Raw genomic sequence first — 13,940 nt, 5'->3', positions numbered from 1 at the left:
GGGGGCAGCGGGGACGGTGGCGCTGGTGCCGGCCACGGCGCAGGTGCCGGCGCGGGGGACGGCGCCGGCGCGGGCCAGGGCACGGTCCTGGTTTCCGGCGGCGGCGCCGTCGGGTCGGGCACATGCGCGCAGCCGGTGAGGGCGGCCACCACCACCGCCAGCCCCCAGGCCGAGGCCCGCGCGGCGCAGGGCCTGCGGCGGGTCAGGCGCGGCGGCATGGCGTCGGGGCAGGGCACATCGGCGCCGATTGTGCGGCAGGCCCGTGCCGGGCCGCCCGGCCCTTGGGGGTCGGCCCGCGCTCAGCGCTCGGTCAGCCAGTCGCTGGTACGCCGCAGGTGCACCCGCCCGCCCTCGGGCGGCGTGGGGTCGTAGCGCATCACGTAGGCGCCGCGCGAGCCCTGGCGCTGGTGCGCGCCCAGCGTGAAGCGCGGGAACCCGGTGGCCAGCGCGCCCTCGGCCGAGGCCTCCAGCAACTCCATGAAGTACTCGCGCGACGTGCGTCCGCGCATCATCTGCAGCGCGCGCGAGGCCATCTCGCAGGCCGAGTAGGTGTTGCCCTGCAGCAGGCTCAGCTCGGCCGTCAGCGCCAGCCCGTTGCGCTGCATCCAGCCACCGGCGTTGAGCACGATGCGGCCGACGCGGCGGTCGGCCGGTTCGTAGGGGTAGAGCATGTGCGCGTTGGCGCGCCAGGCGGGCGCCAGAGGGGCGGCTTCGAGCCCGCCCAGCGCGCCCGACAGCACGACCGGCCCGAGGGGCGGCCGCGATGTCCCGGTGTAGCGGCCCAGGGCCTCGGGCTCCAGCCACAACACCAGGAGCTCGTCCGGCCACGACGCGGCCGCCGTCGTCACGGGGCGTCGCTCCGCGGTCGGGTGCTCGTCGTCGGCCATCGGCCAGCCCATCCGCGACAGGCGCTCGCGCAACAGCCGCGCGGCCAAGCGCGCGGCCTCGCCGTCGCCCACCACCTGCCGCACCCGGGGCCGGGTGCCCGGCAGGGCCAGGTCGGGCAGGTGCTCCACCAGCGCGGCCACCTCGGCGGCCACGCCCAGCGACAGGTGCATGGTCCAGTGGCTCGGCGCGCCCGGGTCGACGGCCACCGTGTTGGGGTAGGCGCAGGGGATGCCATGGGCCTCGCAGAAGCGCTGCACCGGCGCCCAGGTGTCGCCGGTCAGGCCCGACAGCAGGGCGAACGCGGGGCGGCGCCGGGCGTGTTCGGCCAGTTGCGCGGGCCAGCCGTCCGGCGGACCCTGCAGGGTCCACACGTCCAGACGCCAGGGCAGGATCGGTCGGCCTGCGCTGTCGTGTCCGCCGCGCGGGCTGCGCTCGGCCACGCAGCGCTGCAGGATGTCGACCACGGCCTGGCGCTGCTCGGCGGGGGCCGAGTCGGCCACCACGGTGGCCAGCCCCAGGTGCTGCCCGTCGATGCCGGGTGCGGGGCCGACGGTGAGGGTGTCGAGGTGGGCTGCCAGGTCGCGCACGTCGGTGTCGCTCAACGCGTAGCGCGGCATCAGGTAGCCCAGCGCGGCGCCGTCGGGCCCGTGGCCGTCGACCAGCGCGCGCTGCAGCGACTGCAGCGTGTAGGCGCCGCGCACCAGCGAGGCGGGCGGGGTGCGTTGCATGCCCGACGCACGGCGCGGCGTGCGCACGTGGTCCGCCTGCGCGGGCGCGAACAGCAGCGGCCCGGCGATCGGCGGGATCAGCACCGTGCCCTCGGCGCCGCCCATGCCGCTGGCGCGGTGGCACTGGGCGCAGGCGGCCTGCGCCCCGCTCACGCGCACGCCGTCGGTGCGCAGGCCCACCAGCGGCCGGCCGTCGGCAAAGCGCCCTTCGTCGTACAGGCGCCGGCCGGCCGCGGCGTCGGCCACGCCCTGGGCCGACGCGGGCAGGGCGGCCAGCCACAGCGCGAGTGGCCACGCCAGCGTGCGGGCGAGCGCTTTCACGGCGCGGCGCCATGACAGGATGGGCCCGCCGCGCGGCGGGCCTGGGCGGTCAGTGGTCACCCATCGCTTCCCGGATCAGCAGCTCGGGCGTCGCGAAGCCGTCCAGCCGCACCCATCGCGTGGCGCCGCGCGCCCGCACGAAGGTGGTGGGCGTGTGGCTCATGCGGTCGGGGCTGTAGACGCCGAAGGCGCGCTGGATGGCGTCGCTGGTGGCCTGCGAGCCGGTGTCGAAGTGCCACTGCGGGCCGGCCGAGAAGCGCCCGGCGTACTCGGCCAGCCGGGCGGCGGTGTCGTGCTCGGGGTCGATCGACACCGACACCATGCGCAGCTGCCCAACGCGGTCGCCCAGCGTGTGCTGGGTGTGCGCCAGGATCTGCGTCATCGGCGGGCAGATGGCGGTGCAACTGGTGTAGATGAAGTTGACGACAACGGGCGCCTCGCCCGCGAACTGCTGCGCAAAGCGCAGCTTGCGCCCGTCGTGCTGCTGCACGGTGACGTCGGGCAGGCGCACGTCCACCACCCGCCGCGACAGGCCTTCGGGCAGGGCCTTCGCGGTGGCGTGGTGGTGGCGGTGGTCGACCTGTGCCCCGGCGGTCGCCGGCCAGCCCGAGGCCAGCGCGACGACCACCAGGCCCAGGGCGACCACGCCGTGCCGGGGAACGGCAAGGATCGGCATGGTCGGCTCCCGGGGGTCAGCGGACGATGAAGCGGCGCATCATCTCGTGGTCCTCGTGCGAGAGGATGTGGCAGTGCCACACGTACTCGCCCGCGCGCGGGAACTTCACCAGGATGCGCGTCACCTCACCGGGGTAGGTGATCACCGTGTCCTTGCGGCCGGCTTCGCCCGGCTCCGCGGGCCGCGCCGCACCGGCCATCGCGATCTGGGTGAGGTAGCCGCCGGTGGTGGTGCCATTGGGGCCCATCGGCTTGTCGACGATGGTGCCGGTGAAGGGCTGGCGGTTGAGGACGCGGAAATCGACCAGGTGCAGGTGCACCGGGTGCGCGTCGACGGTGGTGTTGTGCAGTTCCCAGATCTCGGTCGCGCCGACGGCGATGTTCTCGGTCACCGGGTCGGAGTAGAAGAAGGTGCCGTGCGCCGGCGTGGCCGGGTTGCCGGCCGCGGGGTTCACCGTGCCGAGCAGGGTTTCCAGGCGGCCGAAGGAATCGATGCCCTCCAGCAGCATCAGCTTGCGCACCGGCACACCGGCGGTACTGACCGCGGGCAGCAGCCCGTTCACCGGCCGCAGGAAGGCCGGCAGCACAGGCTTGCGCACGGCGGTGTTCAGCGGCTTGACCACGCGGAAGCGCATCACCTGCCCATCGGCCAGCGGGTCCACCGGGTTGCCGTTCGGGAACGGGCCGTTGGCGCTGTTGACCACGTTGACGTTGGCGTTGGTCCAGCCGGTGAAGTCGACCACCACGTCGGCGCGCTCGCCCGGGGCGATCAGCAGGTGGGTCAGGGTGACCGGCGCGTTCATCATGCCGAGCTCGGTGCCGATCTGCCGGATCGGCAGAGCGGCGCCGTTGGGCAGGCCCAGCGTCAGGTCGTAGAAGCGCGAGTCGGAGGCGTTCACGATGCGCAGCCGGTAGGGCCGCGGCTCGACGTCGAAGCGCGGCCAGGGCACGCCGTTGACGAGGATGAAGTCGCCGAAGAACTCGGGCAGGTGGGTGGGCACCGGCGCGCCCGGATTGGCCGCGTCGATGTAGGGGTAGAACACCTTGCCGGTGGTGTCGAACATCTGGTCGCGCAGCGTCATCAGCACCTCGTAGGCGCCCGACGGGATCATGCGGTTGGCAACCAGGTAGTCCTCGTTGGTGTCGCGGATGATGTAGTTGCCGGCCAGGCCCATGGCCACGTTCAGGCGCGTCACGCCCAGCGCGTGGTCGTGGTACCACAGGTGCCCCGCTTCCTGCGCATTGGTGAAGGTGTACGGCGTGCTGTACAGGCGCCCCCGGAAATCGGGGATGCCGTCGGCATTGGCGTCGGGCGTGGCCCAGGCCTCGGGCAGGCCGTCGCTGGCCGTGTCCTGCAGACCGCCGTGGCGGTGGGCCACCAGCGGCACCGGGGCCTGGCCGCCCAGGTTGCCGGGGTTGGCCCACATCAGCGTGGTGTCCACCTTCAGCCGGTGCGCGATGGGCACGCCCACCGAGTTGACCAGCTGGTTCTTGTAGGTCACCTGGATCGGCTTGTTCTGCCGGACCACGAAGGTGCGGCCCGGTGCAGTGGTGGCCTGCCCGGCGGCGGCATAGCCCCACATCACCGTGCGCAGGGGCAGGCCGGTCGGTCCGACCAGGCCCAGGTTGGCGGCGAACTGCCGGATGCGCAACGTGTAGGCGCTGCCGCCGGTGACGTCGGGCTTGAAGACGTTGGTGGCCGCCAGCGGGTTGGGCATGGGCAGCACGAACTTCGGGTGCGTGGCCCCGGCCAATGGCGTGGGCACCGCCGCCGTCGAGAACTCCGGCACGGGCAGGCCGGCATCGATGGGCAGGCTGGTGTCGGCCACCGTGGTCTGGGCCTTGGCCAGGGACGGCAGGCTCGAGGCCACGCCGAGGGCGAGGGACTGTTGGACGAATGTGCGGCGACGGGTGGTCATGAGGGTTCCTCCGGCATGTTGGTGTTCGAATCGCCTGGCGATCGGCAAGCCTCCGGCCAGTGGCCGGGCGCATGAACCCCCGCGGTCACGGATCAGGTGATGGCTTGTCAAAAGAGCGGCGTTCGGGTCATATGACCCTGTTGTTGGGGCAAATGCCCCTGTTACTGGGTGATACGCCCCGAAATGTAGGCGCCTTGTTTCAATTGCTCAATGCGGTGTGTTGTCGCAGGGGCCGCTCTGTTCGCGATCAATGACGCCGACTTGATGCAGGTCGGACGCCATCGATTGCCGGTGCCACACATTGCGAAAAATCATGGCGCCGGGCGCGATCCCGGCCAGCAACCGGGCCGGATGCAGACGCTCACGCCGTGCGATAGCGCCGCTGCAGGTCGGCCAGCGACCGGCCGGGCTCGTCGCGGAAGCGCTCGTCCAGGCGGTCGAGCCGCCCGATGCGGTCGACGCGGAAGCTGCGGAAGTCCTGCCGCAGTTCGCACCAGGCCGCCAGCGTCCACACCTGGCCCCAGAAGAAGCAGGCCAGCGGCCGCACCGTGCGCTCGCTGGCCTGGCCCTGCAGATCGAGGTAGTGCAGGCGCAGCTTGTGCCGGGATTCGGCGGCGTGGCGCAGCGTGGCCACGCGTGCGCGGGTGGCGGGGTCGGCGTCCACCGCCGGGGCATACACGGCCAGGCCCTCGGCGGCGGCGCGGGTGGCGGCCGGCAGCACGGCCAGGATCTTCGACAGCGCGCCATCGGCCTGCAGTGCCAGTGCATCGTCCAGCCGCGGCTCGGCCAGCCTCACGGCGGCGATCAGGGCCTTGGCCTCGTCGGTGGTGAACATCAGCGGCGGCAGGTCGAAGCCGGCGCGCATGCGGTAGCCCACGCCCGACTCGCCTTCGATCGGCACGCCCTGGTGCTGCAGGTCGGCGATGTCGCGGTACACGGTGCGCAGCGACACCTGCAGCCGGCCGGCCAGGAAGGCCGCGGTCGACAGCCGGCGGCCACGCACCAGTTGCACCAGCTGGAAGAGTCGGTCGCCACGGCGCATGGCTCAGCGCGGGGGCTTTGGCCGACGCGCCGGCGGGCGCCGGGCGTCCAGTTCGAGCAGCAGGTCGGTGCGGCGCTCGCGGGCGATGTCGCGCCAGTCGCGGCCCTGTTGCGCACCGATCAGCGCGAACAGCAGGTTCAGGCTGGTGCCGGGCTGCAGCGCCTTGACGCGCAGGAACACGTCGATGGCGTCGGCGCGCCGCAGCGCGTCGGCATCGTCGATGCCCACCTGCGACAGCCAGGCGCGGCTGGTCGGGCCAAGACCCTTCAGCCCATCGCCGTGCACAGCTCGACCAGGGTGCCGTCGGGCGCGCGGACATAGGCCACGGTCTGGCCCCAGGGCTTGACGGTGGGCGCCTTCAGCAAGGCAGCGCCGGCGGCCACCGCGCGCTGGCAGGCCGCAGCCACGTCGTCGGTGACGAAGCCCACCTCCATGCCCAGCGGCAGGGCCGATGCCTCGGCGGCCAGATAGGGCTGCCCCAGGCTGTCGCCCGCGACCTCGTGCTGCGCGAAGGCCAGCGCGGTGCCGCCGGTGTCCAGCTCGCCGTAGTCGCCGCCGGGGGCGACGAAACGGCGGGCCAGGCCGAACGCGCGTTCGAAGAAGGCCAGCGAGGCCTCGACATCGCGCACGTAGACGATGGTGTAGGCGAATCTCATGCGGGTCTCCTGTGGCGGCGACACGTTGGGGGCGGGCCCGGGGTCGGCCAGATGCTACGCCAGCGCGGGCAGGCCCAGGGTGGCGGCGCATGGCGCGTTGGCGCGTCCCGGCGTCTGGCTCCTCGTGGGCGGGCTCTGCGGGCTGGGTGGGTCGAGGTCGACATGCTGCGCCGGGGCTGCTGACAACGGCATGGCAGCAGCCGGGCAGGGGCCTGCGGGTGCTGGCCTGCCAACGACGCGTCCCGCTGCACGCCGTGCGCTGCGATCGACGGCCCCGCGGCGGCGCGGCAACCGCCGATCGGCGATGATCGCGCGCTGCCTTTGCAGCGTCCCGACCGCCCCGATGCCACCTGCCCTCACCCGCCGACGTTGTCTGCAGCTTGGCCTGCCGCTGGCCGGTGCACTGGCCTGGCCGTCCGGGGCCGCGGCGGCGCCGATCGGGCTGCCGCCGCTGGCGCTGCGCGAGCGGCGGCTCGACAACGGCCTGCAGGTCGTCAGTGCGATCGACCGCCGCCATCCCACGGTGGCGGTGCAGGTCTGGTACCGCGTCGGTGCCAAGGACGACCCGCCCGGCCGCTCGGGCTTCGCCCACCTCTTCGAGCACCTGATGTTCAAGAGCACGCGGCACATGCCCAACGAGATGTTCGACCGCCTGACCGAGGACGTCGGCGGCCAGAACAACGCCTACACCACCGAAGACATGACGGCCTACCAGAGCGAGGTGCCGTCGAACCACCTCGAGCGCCTGCTCTGGGCCGAGGCCGAGCGCATGGCCCACCTCACGGTGGACCAGGCCAACTTCGACAGCGAGCGCCAGGTGGTGATCGAGGAGTTCCGCGAGGCGGTGCTGGCCGACCCCTATGGGCGCCTCTTCAATGCGCTGCCCGGGCTGGCGTTCCAGGTGCACCCCTACCGCCGGCCGGTCATCGGCCGCATCGAGGACCTGCAGGCGGCCTCGCTGACCGACGTGCAGCACTTTCACCGCACCTACTACCGGCCCGACAACGCGGTGCTGGTGGTGGTCGGCGATTTCGATCCGGCCGACCTCGACCCCTGGGTCGACCTGCACTTCGGCGGCCTGACCTCGCCGACCCAGCCCGTGCCGCGCGTGGCCGTGCGCGAGCCGGCCATGGCCACCGACCGCGTGGTGCGGCTGGCCGCGCCGCAGGTGCCGCTGCCGGCGGTGGCCCTGCTGTGGCGCGGCCTGCCGGCCAGCCACCCCGACGCGGCCGCGCTGGAGGTGGCTGCTGCGCTGCTGTCGGCGGGCGAGTCCTCGAGGCTCAACGAGACGCTGGTGTACCGCGACCAGGCGGCCCAGTCGGCCGGCTTCTCGGCCGACGGCTATGCCGACGCCGGCCTGCTGGCGGCGTTTGCCATCGCCGCCGGGGGCCGCTCGACCGGCTCGCTGGCCGAGGCCCTTTTCGGGGCCGTGCGCCGCCTGGCACAAGGCCCTCTGCCGGCCGCCGAACTGGACAAGGTGCGCATGCGCCTGCTCACGCAGGCGCTCGGCGCGCGCCAGTCGCCGCAGGGCCAGGCCGAGGCCATCGGCCGCGCCCTGCTGCTGCGCGGCCATGCCGGCGACGCCAACCGCGCACTGGCGCGCCTGCAGGCCGTGGGCGCGGGTGACGTGCAGCGCGCACTGACTCGCCACCTGCTGCAAACCCGGCGCGTGACGGTGCACTACACCCAGGGCCGCGCCAGCGGCGTGCCCGCATGAGGCCTTCGCGGGGGGGGCGCTGCGCCGGGCCTGCATGGGCCGTGGCCACGGCCCTGGCCGCCGCCCCGGCCCAGGCGCAGAGCCCCGGCCACGATGCCGCGGTGGCCACGCCGCCCGAGGCGCCGCCCGACGCGCGGCCGGTGGTGCCCATCGTCGTGCCGCCGGTCGTCGAGCGCCGGCTGCCCAACGGCCTGTCGCTGGCGGTGGTGTCGCGCCGCGGCCCGCCCCTGGTGACCCTGATGCTGGTCGTGCGCGCCGGCCCCGAAGCCGATCCGCCGGGCCGTGCCGGCACCGCCGAACTGGCCGCAGCCCTGCTGTCGAAGGGCGCGTGGCGCCAGGGGCGGCCGGTGCCGGCCCTGCAGATGGTGCGGCAGGCCGAGGCGCTGGGCGGCGCGCTCGACAGCGGCAGCACCTGGCAGGCCACCACGCTGAGCATGACGGTGGTCACCCCGCAGGCCGAGGCCGCGCTGGCGCTGCTGGCCGATGCCGCGCGCCACCCCATGCTGGCCGAGGACGAACTGGGCCGCGCCCGCAACCAGGCGGCCGATGCGCTGCGGCTGTCTCTGGGCAACCCCACCGAAGTGGCCGCGATGGCGCTGCGCCGCAGCTACTGGGGCGACACGCCGCACGGCGCGATCAAGACCCCGGCGACGCTGCGCCGCGTCACGCGGGCCGACGTGCAGGCCTTCCACGCGCGCTGGTTCCGTCCCGACAACGCGCTGCTGGTGGCCACCGGCGACCTCGACGCCGACCAGGCCGAGGCGCTGGCGCGCCGTTGGCTGGGCACCTGGGCGGTGCCGCCACTGCCACTGCCCATGCTGCCGTCGCAGGCCCCGAGGCCGCAGGCGCGGCCGCTGCTGCGGATCGACCTGCCCGGCAGTGGCCAGAGCGTGGTGGCCGTGGCGGCGCCGTTCGTGGCCGCCGAGGCCACCGACCTGCGCATCGGGCAGGTGGCCAACGCGGTGCTGGGCGGCGACTACTCGTCGCGCCTGAACCAGGCCATCCGCATCCGGCGCGGCCTGAGCTACGGTGCCTTCAGTCGGGTGGATGCGCAGGACACTGGCGGTCTGCTCGCGGCCCAGGCGCAGACGGCACCGGCCACGGCCCACCAGGTGCTGCAGCTGATGCGCGACGAGGTGGTGGGTATGGCCGCGGCGCCGCCCACGGCTGCTGAACTGGCCGCGCGGCAGGCCAGCCTGGTGGGCAGCTTCGCGCGGCGCCTGCAGACCACCGGCAGCCTGGCGGGCCTGGTGGCCAGCCAGTGGGTGCAACGCCGGCCGATGGCTGCGCTGACCCGGCAGGCCGACGACTGGCTGTCGGTGCAGCCCGAGCAGGTGCGCGCCTTCGCGCGCACGCACTGGACGTCCGCGACCGTGCGGGCCGTGGTCGTCGGCGACCTCCAGGGCATCGGCGAGCCGGCGCCGGGCGACGCCGCGCCGGCGCTGAGTGTCGAGCAGTGGCTGCGCGAACTGTCGGCGGAACCGAAGGGGCGTTGACGCGCGGGCAGGGGCGCGAGGCGATCGGTTTCGCTGCCTATCTGACTCGCAAACTGAGCGAGCCTGCCTTCGGCCAACGCATTTGACGGCACCCGCACCCCGTTGGCGGCGTGGGGTCGGGCCTGGTCATCGGTCAAGGACGGGCGCTGCAGCGCGCATTCAGACCCGGGGCGGCGCCTTGACGTGCAGGCGTGCCCTCAGGTCGTCCAGCAGGGTCCGCGCCGGCAGGGACAAGGCCCGGTCCTGCCGCCACACGAGGTGCCACTGACGGCGCAACGGAAAGCCGGTCACCGGCAGCACCGCGAGGCCTTCGCTGGCCGGGTTCTGCACCAGCGTATGGCGCGACAGCACCGCCAGCCCCAGGCCGGCACGCACCGCGTGCTTGACCGCTTCATTGCTGCCCAGGGTCATGCGCGGCGACCAGGTGATGCCCTGGGCGGCGAACGCCTGTTCGGCCGCGGCGCGAGTGCCCGAGCCGGCCTCGCGAACGATCAGTGGCTCGGCAGTCAGATCGGCCAGCTTCAGGCGGCGCCGCCTTGCCAGCGCATGCCCGGCCGGCGCGATGATCACGAGCGGGTTCTCGAGGAACGGCCAGCGCGCCAGCGGCAGGTGCGGCGGCGGCAGCATCATCGCTGCCAGTTCGTCGTCCCCGCGCTCGAGCCGCGCCACGACGGCGTCGCGGTTCTCGACGGCGAGTTCGATCTCGATGCCCGGGTACTCGCGTGCGAACGGCCCCAGCAGGTCGGGCAGGAAGTACTCGGTCGTCGTCACCGCGGCGATGCGCAGCCTGCCGCGCCTGAGACCTTGAAGCGCCGCAGCGTCCTCCTCGAAGCCCTGCCAGGCGACGCCCATGGCACGCACGGCCAGTGCCAGCCGCTCGGCGACGGCGGTCGGCACCAGGCCACGGCCGCGCGGTTCGAACAACACCAGACCGAGCGCGGAGGCCAGTTCCTTGATCTGCGTCGACACCGTCGGTTGCGCGAGGTGCAGCGCCCGCGCCGCGCGGCCGACGCCGCCCAGCCGTGCGACGGCTTCGAAGGTGCGCAACTGTACGAGGCTGGCGCGCGGGGCGCGTTCCAGGCCGGGTGGGGAGGCGGGTTCAGATATCGGTGACATCGATGTATTTAATCAGAACATATCGTTTGTGCTGATGAAACATCGAACCCATCATCCCGCTCCGCCATGCAGAACTTCCTCGACCCCGCGATCCTTTTCTTTGTCTTCGGCCTCGTGGCCGGCGCGCTGCGCTCGAACCTGGAGATCCCCCCGGCGATCGCGCGCTTCCTGTCGCTGTACCTGCTGATGGCGCTCGGCCTGAAAGGCGGCTTCGCGCTCTCGAAGTCGGGGCTGAACGCCGATGTGGCGGTGAGCCTGGCCTGTGCGGTCGCACTCGCCATCGTCGTGCCGGCGATCGGCTACGCCCTGCTGGTCAGGCGCCTGTCACGCTTCGATGCCGCTGCGATCGCCGCCACCTATGGCTCGGTCAGTGCGGTCACGTTCATCACCGCGGTGCAGTACCTGGAAACCCATGGCATCGCCTATGGCGGCCACATGGCGGCGGCCATGGCGCTGATGGAGTCGCCGGCCATCGTGATGGCGGTGGTGCTGGCGAACGCCGCGCGCCGCCGCGAGGGTGCGCTCGGGCCCGGCGCGCCGCACGGCCTCGGCAAGGTCCTGCACGAATCGTTCACCGATGGCGCGCAGTTGCTCCTGCTCGGCGCCATGGTGATCGGCCTCGTCACGGGCGAAGCGGGCCAGAAGGCGATGCAACCGTTCTCCGGCGACCTCTTCAAGGGCATGCTCGCCTTCTTCCTGCTCGACATGGGGCTGGTCGCGGCGCGCAACTTCGGCGCCTTGAAGGGCTGCTCACCGTGGCTGCTGGCCTATGCGATCGGAGGGCCCGTGGTGCACGCGATGCTCGCCTTAGCGCTCGCCGGCGCCGCCGGCCTGTCGGTGGGCGATGCGACGCTGCTGATGGTGCTGGCCGCGAGCGCGTCGTACATCGCCGTGCCCGCCGTCGTGCGCCAGGCGATCCCGGAGGCCAACCCGTCGCTCTACTTCGGCATGTCGCTCGGGCTCACGTTCCCGTTCAACATCCTCATCGGCATCCCGCTCTGCGCATCGCTGGCCCAGCGCCTGGGGTGACGACGCGCCGGTCGCGACATGGGGGCGGCCCGGTCGGTGACGTTCAACGCCTAGGCCGCCGTTGGCCGCGCTGAGCCGTGGGAGCAGCGCGGCGCGATGCATTCGATACGGGTCACGGTGTTGCCGACCTGATGCACCCGGCCCAAGTCAGAACGTCGGCACGGTCTCTTGTTCCGGCAGGTGCTGGCCGGCGAACACGGTGCTGGCCTCCGGCACGCTGGTGCCGGACGGTGCGGCCGTGGCCTGCATCGCCACCGGTGCGACTTCTGCTGGAGGTGCCTCGGCTGCGGCCGGGCTCCTGACCAGCAGCGTGGCCGTCAACACGCTGGCGAGGACGGCTGCGGCCGCCGCGGCGGACACGATGCCGGGGAGAGACGGGGCGCGCGGCACCGCGCCATGCATCGTGGGGGCGTGAAGGCTCTTGGCATGCGACATGTCGGTTCTCCTGGGATGGGACAAGGGCCCCTGCGAGGCCCTCACCAGGACGGACGGCAACGATCGGCCAGACCGGACACGCGACGCCGGGCGGCCGGTGGACGCACGCTCGCTCGCCGCCACGGCTGTCATCGCGGGAAAGTTCGCGCGCGGCGCTGTCCGGTGACGGGCCGCGATGCCGTCTGATCGCGTTCGACATCGACCCTGGCCCTTCGCCCGAGGCGATTCAAACTCAGCCGGGCCGCTGCGCAGGGTCTTGCAGCAAGGTCTCCAGCTGCGCCTTCAACGCCTTGCGTCCCCGGGCGTTCGTCGAGCGGAAGGCGGCCAGGGCGAGATCGAGGAACGCCTTCTCTGCCGAGGTGGGCACCACGGACACTCGTGGCTCTTCGAGCCAGCCGACCGGCTTGCCCGCCGTGGCTTCGATCTGCCGCGCCAACTTGTCGCCGATGGGCCGGGACGACTTGACCTGGCTCCACATGCTGGGCGAGATCTGCAGCGTGGCCGCGAAGGCCTGCTCGAGGCCCTTGGGCGATGCGCCCTGCGCCAGTGCCTTCTCGGCATAGTCCTGGAACAAGGCCAGTGCGTTCTGTCTTCTGACGACGGTGATGTTGGACACGGGTTGTGTGCGGAACGCAACGAGGGCTGAACATCATTCTCGCAGGGGGTTGACGATGGGGTAAAGACTCTTTACAGTCCGCTCCACTTTGAATCCCGACCTGTCGGGCCGAGCCAGTTTCCAAACCGAGGACAGACCGTGACACCAGGCAACGTCATCAATGCACACCGACCCGCGCAAGGTCTGGGTGCGTTCGTGCGCGCTGCCTCGCGGCTGGCCTCGGCGGGCCAAGGCATGCACGTCGGCGCCCAGGGCTCGTTCGCCCCGGCCTGCCCATGCGGGCCGGGTCGGGCGGGGAGCCAGTTTCATCCGGGAGAGGCAAGCGCTGAACACAGGTAGTTCGCGCCTTCCTCCCAGCTCTGTTCGCAGAGGCCCGGATTCCGACAGGATCCGGGCCTTTTTTCTTGTCCTGTTCCAACCGGCCCGTGCATCGGCACGGGCCAGCGATCGATGGATCGCACCACCGCCCGCGGTGGACGCTCTTTAACAAGTTGCCGCAAGGCAGCCACGGTACTGGCCGATGGCATGCCTTGCACCTTTTGCGGATGTAGCTCAATAGGCAGAGCGCGGCGCTTCCAACGCCGAGGCCACGGGTTCGAGGCCCGTCATCCGCTCCACTTCGGCTGTGTCCATGCACTCCGAGGCCACGCGACATGGTGTTGGTGGTCCGGGATGTGCGCGGTGCCTGGCCCGACCACGTGCAGCGAGACACCACATCCGACGGGATGCTCGCGTTTGGGCACAGCCGAAGTGGATCAGCGTGGCCATGGACCTGTCTCTGCGGGCGGGTCACGCCTCATGAACCCACCCTTTCACAATACCTCGTTAGCTCAGCAGGATTCCAGAGCGCCGGTTCGCGAAGCCGGAGGTCGCACGTTCGAATCGTGCACGAGGTACCAACATCGCCTCGACGAGGCGCAGCCTGGTGGAGCTTTCCCACCGGTTGGGTCCAGTTCAAGTCTCGGTGTGGCGCAGTGGGCAGCGCACGTGCTTCGGGAGCACGGGGTCGCAGGTTCGAGACCTGCCACCGAGACCATCTTCGAGCGTGGGCTGCGACGTGGCCGCAGCCCGATGGCGGAGCCGTGGGTCGTGAACCTGCTGCTGCAGGCACGCTCAGCGAGAAGCACGGTCCGGGCTCGGCCTTCGGACCGTTGCACGGAAGGCGTCCTGCCGATTCGCGGCAGAGCGCCGTCGGCAGAGGCCAGCCAGTGTCAGATGCGTCCGTAGCTCAGTGGCGAGAGCGCGACTCTCCGAAGGTCGAGGCCGGTGGTTCGATCCCACCCGGACGTGCCCAACCCCAAC

General features: G+C 72.2%; 12 protein-coding genes and 4 tRNA genes. 7 read left to right on the top strand and 9 right to left on the bottom strand.

Annotated features, from left to right (window positions below; genetic code table 11):
• Positions 1–299: 299 nt before the first annotated feature.
• The 6 genes from EOINJALH_RS02475 to EOINJALH_RS02450 all read right to left on the bottom strand — a co-directional run bounded on the left by EOINJALH_RS02475 (position 300) and on the right by EOINJALH_RS02450 (position 6,229).
• Complete coding sequence (locus EOINJALH_RS02475) at positions 300–1,937, bottom strand: cytochrome c (RefSeq protein WP_144289821.1); 1,638 nt, start codon at positions 1,935–1,937, stop codon at positions 300–302.
• A gap of 49 nt (positions 1,938–1,986) precedes the next feature.
• Positions 1,987–2,613, bottom strand: a complete 627-nt coding sequence (locus tag EOINJALH_RS02470; protein WP_088278728.1) for an SCO family protein — start codon at positions 2,611–2,613, stop codon at positions 1,987–1,989.
• A gap of 16 nt (positions 2,614–2,629) precedes the next feature.
• Positions 2,630–4,531 (bottom strand): multicopper oxidase family protein, encoded by a 1,902-nt coding sequence (locus tag EOINJALH_RS02465; RefSeq protein WP_088278727.1) that lies wholly within the window; start codon positions 4,529–4,531, stop codon positions 2,630–2,632.
• A 361-nt stretch (positions 4,532–4,892) separates the two neighbouring features.
• Positions 4,893–5,573 (bottom strand): YafY family protein, encoded by a 681-nt coding sequence (locus EOINJALH_RS02460; protein WP_088278726.1) that lies wholly within the window; start codon positions 5,571–5,573, stop codon positions 4,893–4,895.
• A gap of 3 nt (positions 5,574–5,576) precedes the next feature.
• Entirely contained in the window at positions 5,577–5,858 is a 282-nt protein-coding gene (locus tag EOINJALH_RS02455; protein WP_158219626.1) for a TfoX/Sxy family DNA transformation protein, read from the bottom strand.
• A complete protein-coding gene (locus EOINJALH_RS02450) occupies positions 5,840–6,229 on the bottom strand; it encodes a VOC family protein (RefSeq protein ID WP_088278725.1) in 390 nt (129 codons plus the stop codon). The genes EOINJALH_RS02455 and EOINJALH_RS02450 overlap by 19 nt, the downstream gene beginning before the upstream one ends.
• Before the next feature lie 343 nt (positions 6,230–6,572).
• Between EOINJALH_RS02450 and EOINJALH_RS02445 the strand changes: the two genes are divergently transcribed.
• On the top strand, positions 6,573–7,946 hold the full coding sequence (locus EOINJALH_RS02445; RefSeq protein WP_158219625.1) for a pitrilysin family protein: 1,374 nt from the start codon (positions 6,573–6,575) through the stop codon (positions 7,944–7,946).
• Between the two features lie 41 nt (positions 7,947–7,987).
• Positions 7,988–9,442: a pitrilysin family protein gene (locus tag EOINJALH_RS02440; protein ID WP_158219624.1), complete on the top strand. Its 1,455-nt coding sequence runs from the start codon at positions 7,988–7,990 to the stop codon at positions 9,440–9,442.
• 159 nt (positions 9,443–9,601) lie between these two features.
• Here the strand turns inward: EOINJALH_RS02440 and EOINJALH_RS02435 are convergent, their stop codons facing one another.
• Positions 9,602–10,558: a LysR family transcriptional regulator gene (locus EOINJALH_RS02435; protein WP_088278722.1), complete on the bottom strand. Its 957-nt coding sequence runs from the start codon at positions 10,556–10,558 to the stop codon at positions 9,602–9,604.
• A 66-nt stretch (positions 10,559–10,624) separates the two neighbouring features.
• Here EOINJALH_RS02435 and EOINJALH_RS02430 point away from each other — a divergent pair, with 66 nt between their 5' ends.
• Positions 10,625–11,587, top strand: a complete 963-nt coding sequence (locus EOINJALH_RS02430; protein ID WP_088278721.1) for a sodium-dependent bicarbonate transport family permease — start codon at positions 10,625–10,627, stop codon at positions 11,585–11,587.
• A gap of 147 nt (positions 11,588–11,734) precedes the next feature.
• Here EOINJALH_RS02430 and EOINJALH_RS02425 read toward each other — a convergent pair whose 3' ends face one another.
• Complete coding sequence (locus EOINJALH_RS02425; RefSeq protein WP_088278720.1) at positions 11,735–12,022, bottom strand: hypothetical protein; 288 nt, start codon at positions 12,020–12,022, stop codon at positions 11,735–11,737.
• Positions 12,023–12,254: 232 nt separating this feature from the next.
• Positions 12,255–12,638, bottom strand: coding sequence for a hypothetical protein (locus tag EOINJALH_RS02420; protein ID WP_088278719.1), 384 nt, complete (start codon positions 12,636–12,638; stop codon positions 12,255–12,257).
• A 541-nt stretch (positions 12,639–13,179) separates the two neighbouring features.
• Here EOINJALH_RS02420 and EOINJALH_RS02415 point away from each other — a divergent pair.
• The 4 genes from EOINJALH_RS02415 (at position 13,180) to EOINJALH_RS02400 (ending at position 13,928) form a co-directional block, all read left to right on the top strand.
• Positions 13,180–13,255, top strand: a tRNA-Gly gene (locus EOINJALH_RS02415).
• Between the two features lie 202 nt (positions 13,256–13,457).
• Positions 13,458–13,537: transfer RNA gene (locus tag EOINJALH_RS02410), tRNA-Arg, on the top strand.
• Between the two features lie 61 nt (positions 13,538–13,598).
• Positions 13,599–13,674: transfer RNA gene (locus EOINJALH_RS02405), tRNA-Pro, on the top strand.
• A 181-nt stretch (positions 13,675–13,855) separates the two neighbouring features.
• Positions 13,856–13,928, top strand: a tRNA-Arg gene (locus tag EOINJALH_RS02400).
• Positions 13,929–13,940 lie beyond the last annotated feature (12 nt).

Origin of the sequence: Ideonella sp. A 288 (assembly GCF_002198735.1) — a bacterium.
In the GTDB taxonomy this organism is placed as follows: Bacteria; Pseudomonadota; Gammaproteobacteria; order Burkholderiales; family Burkholderiaceae_C; genus Pseudaquabacterium.
This window is presented reverse-complemented; position numbering and strand designations above follow the sequence as displayed.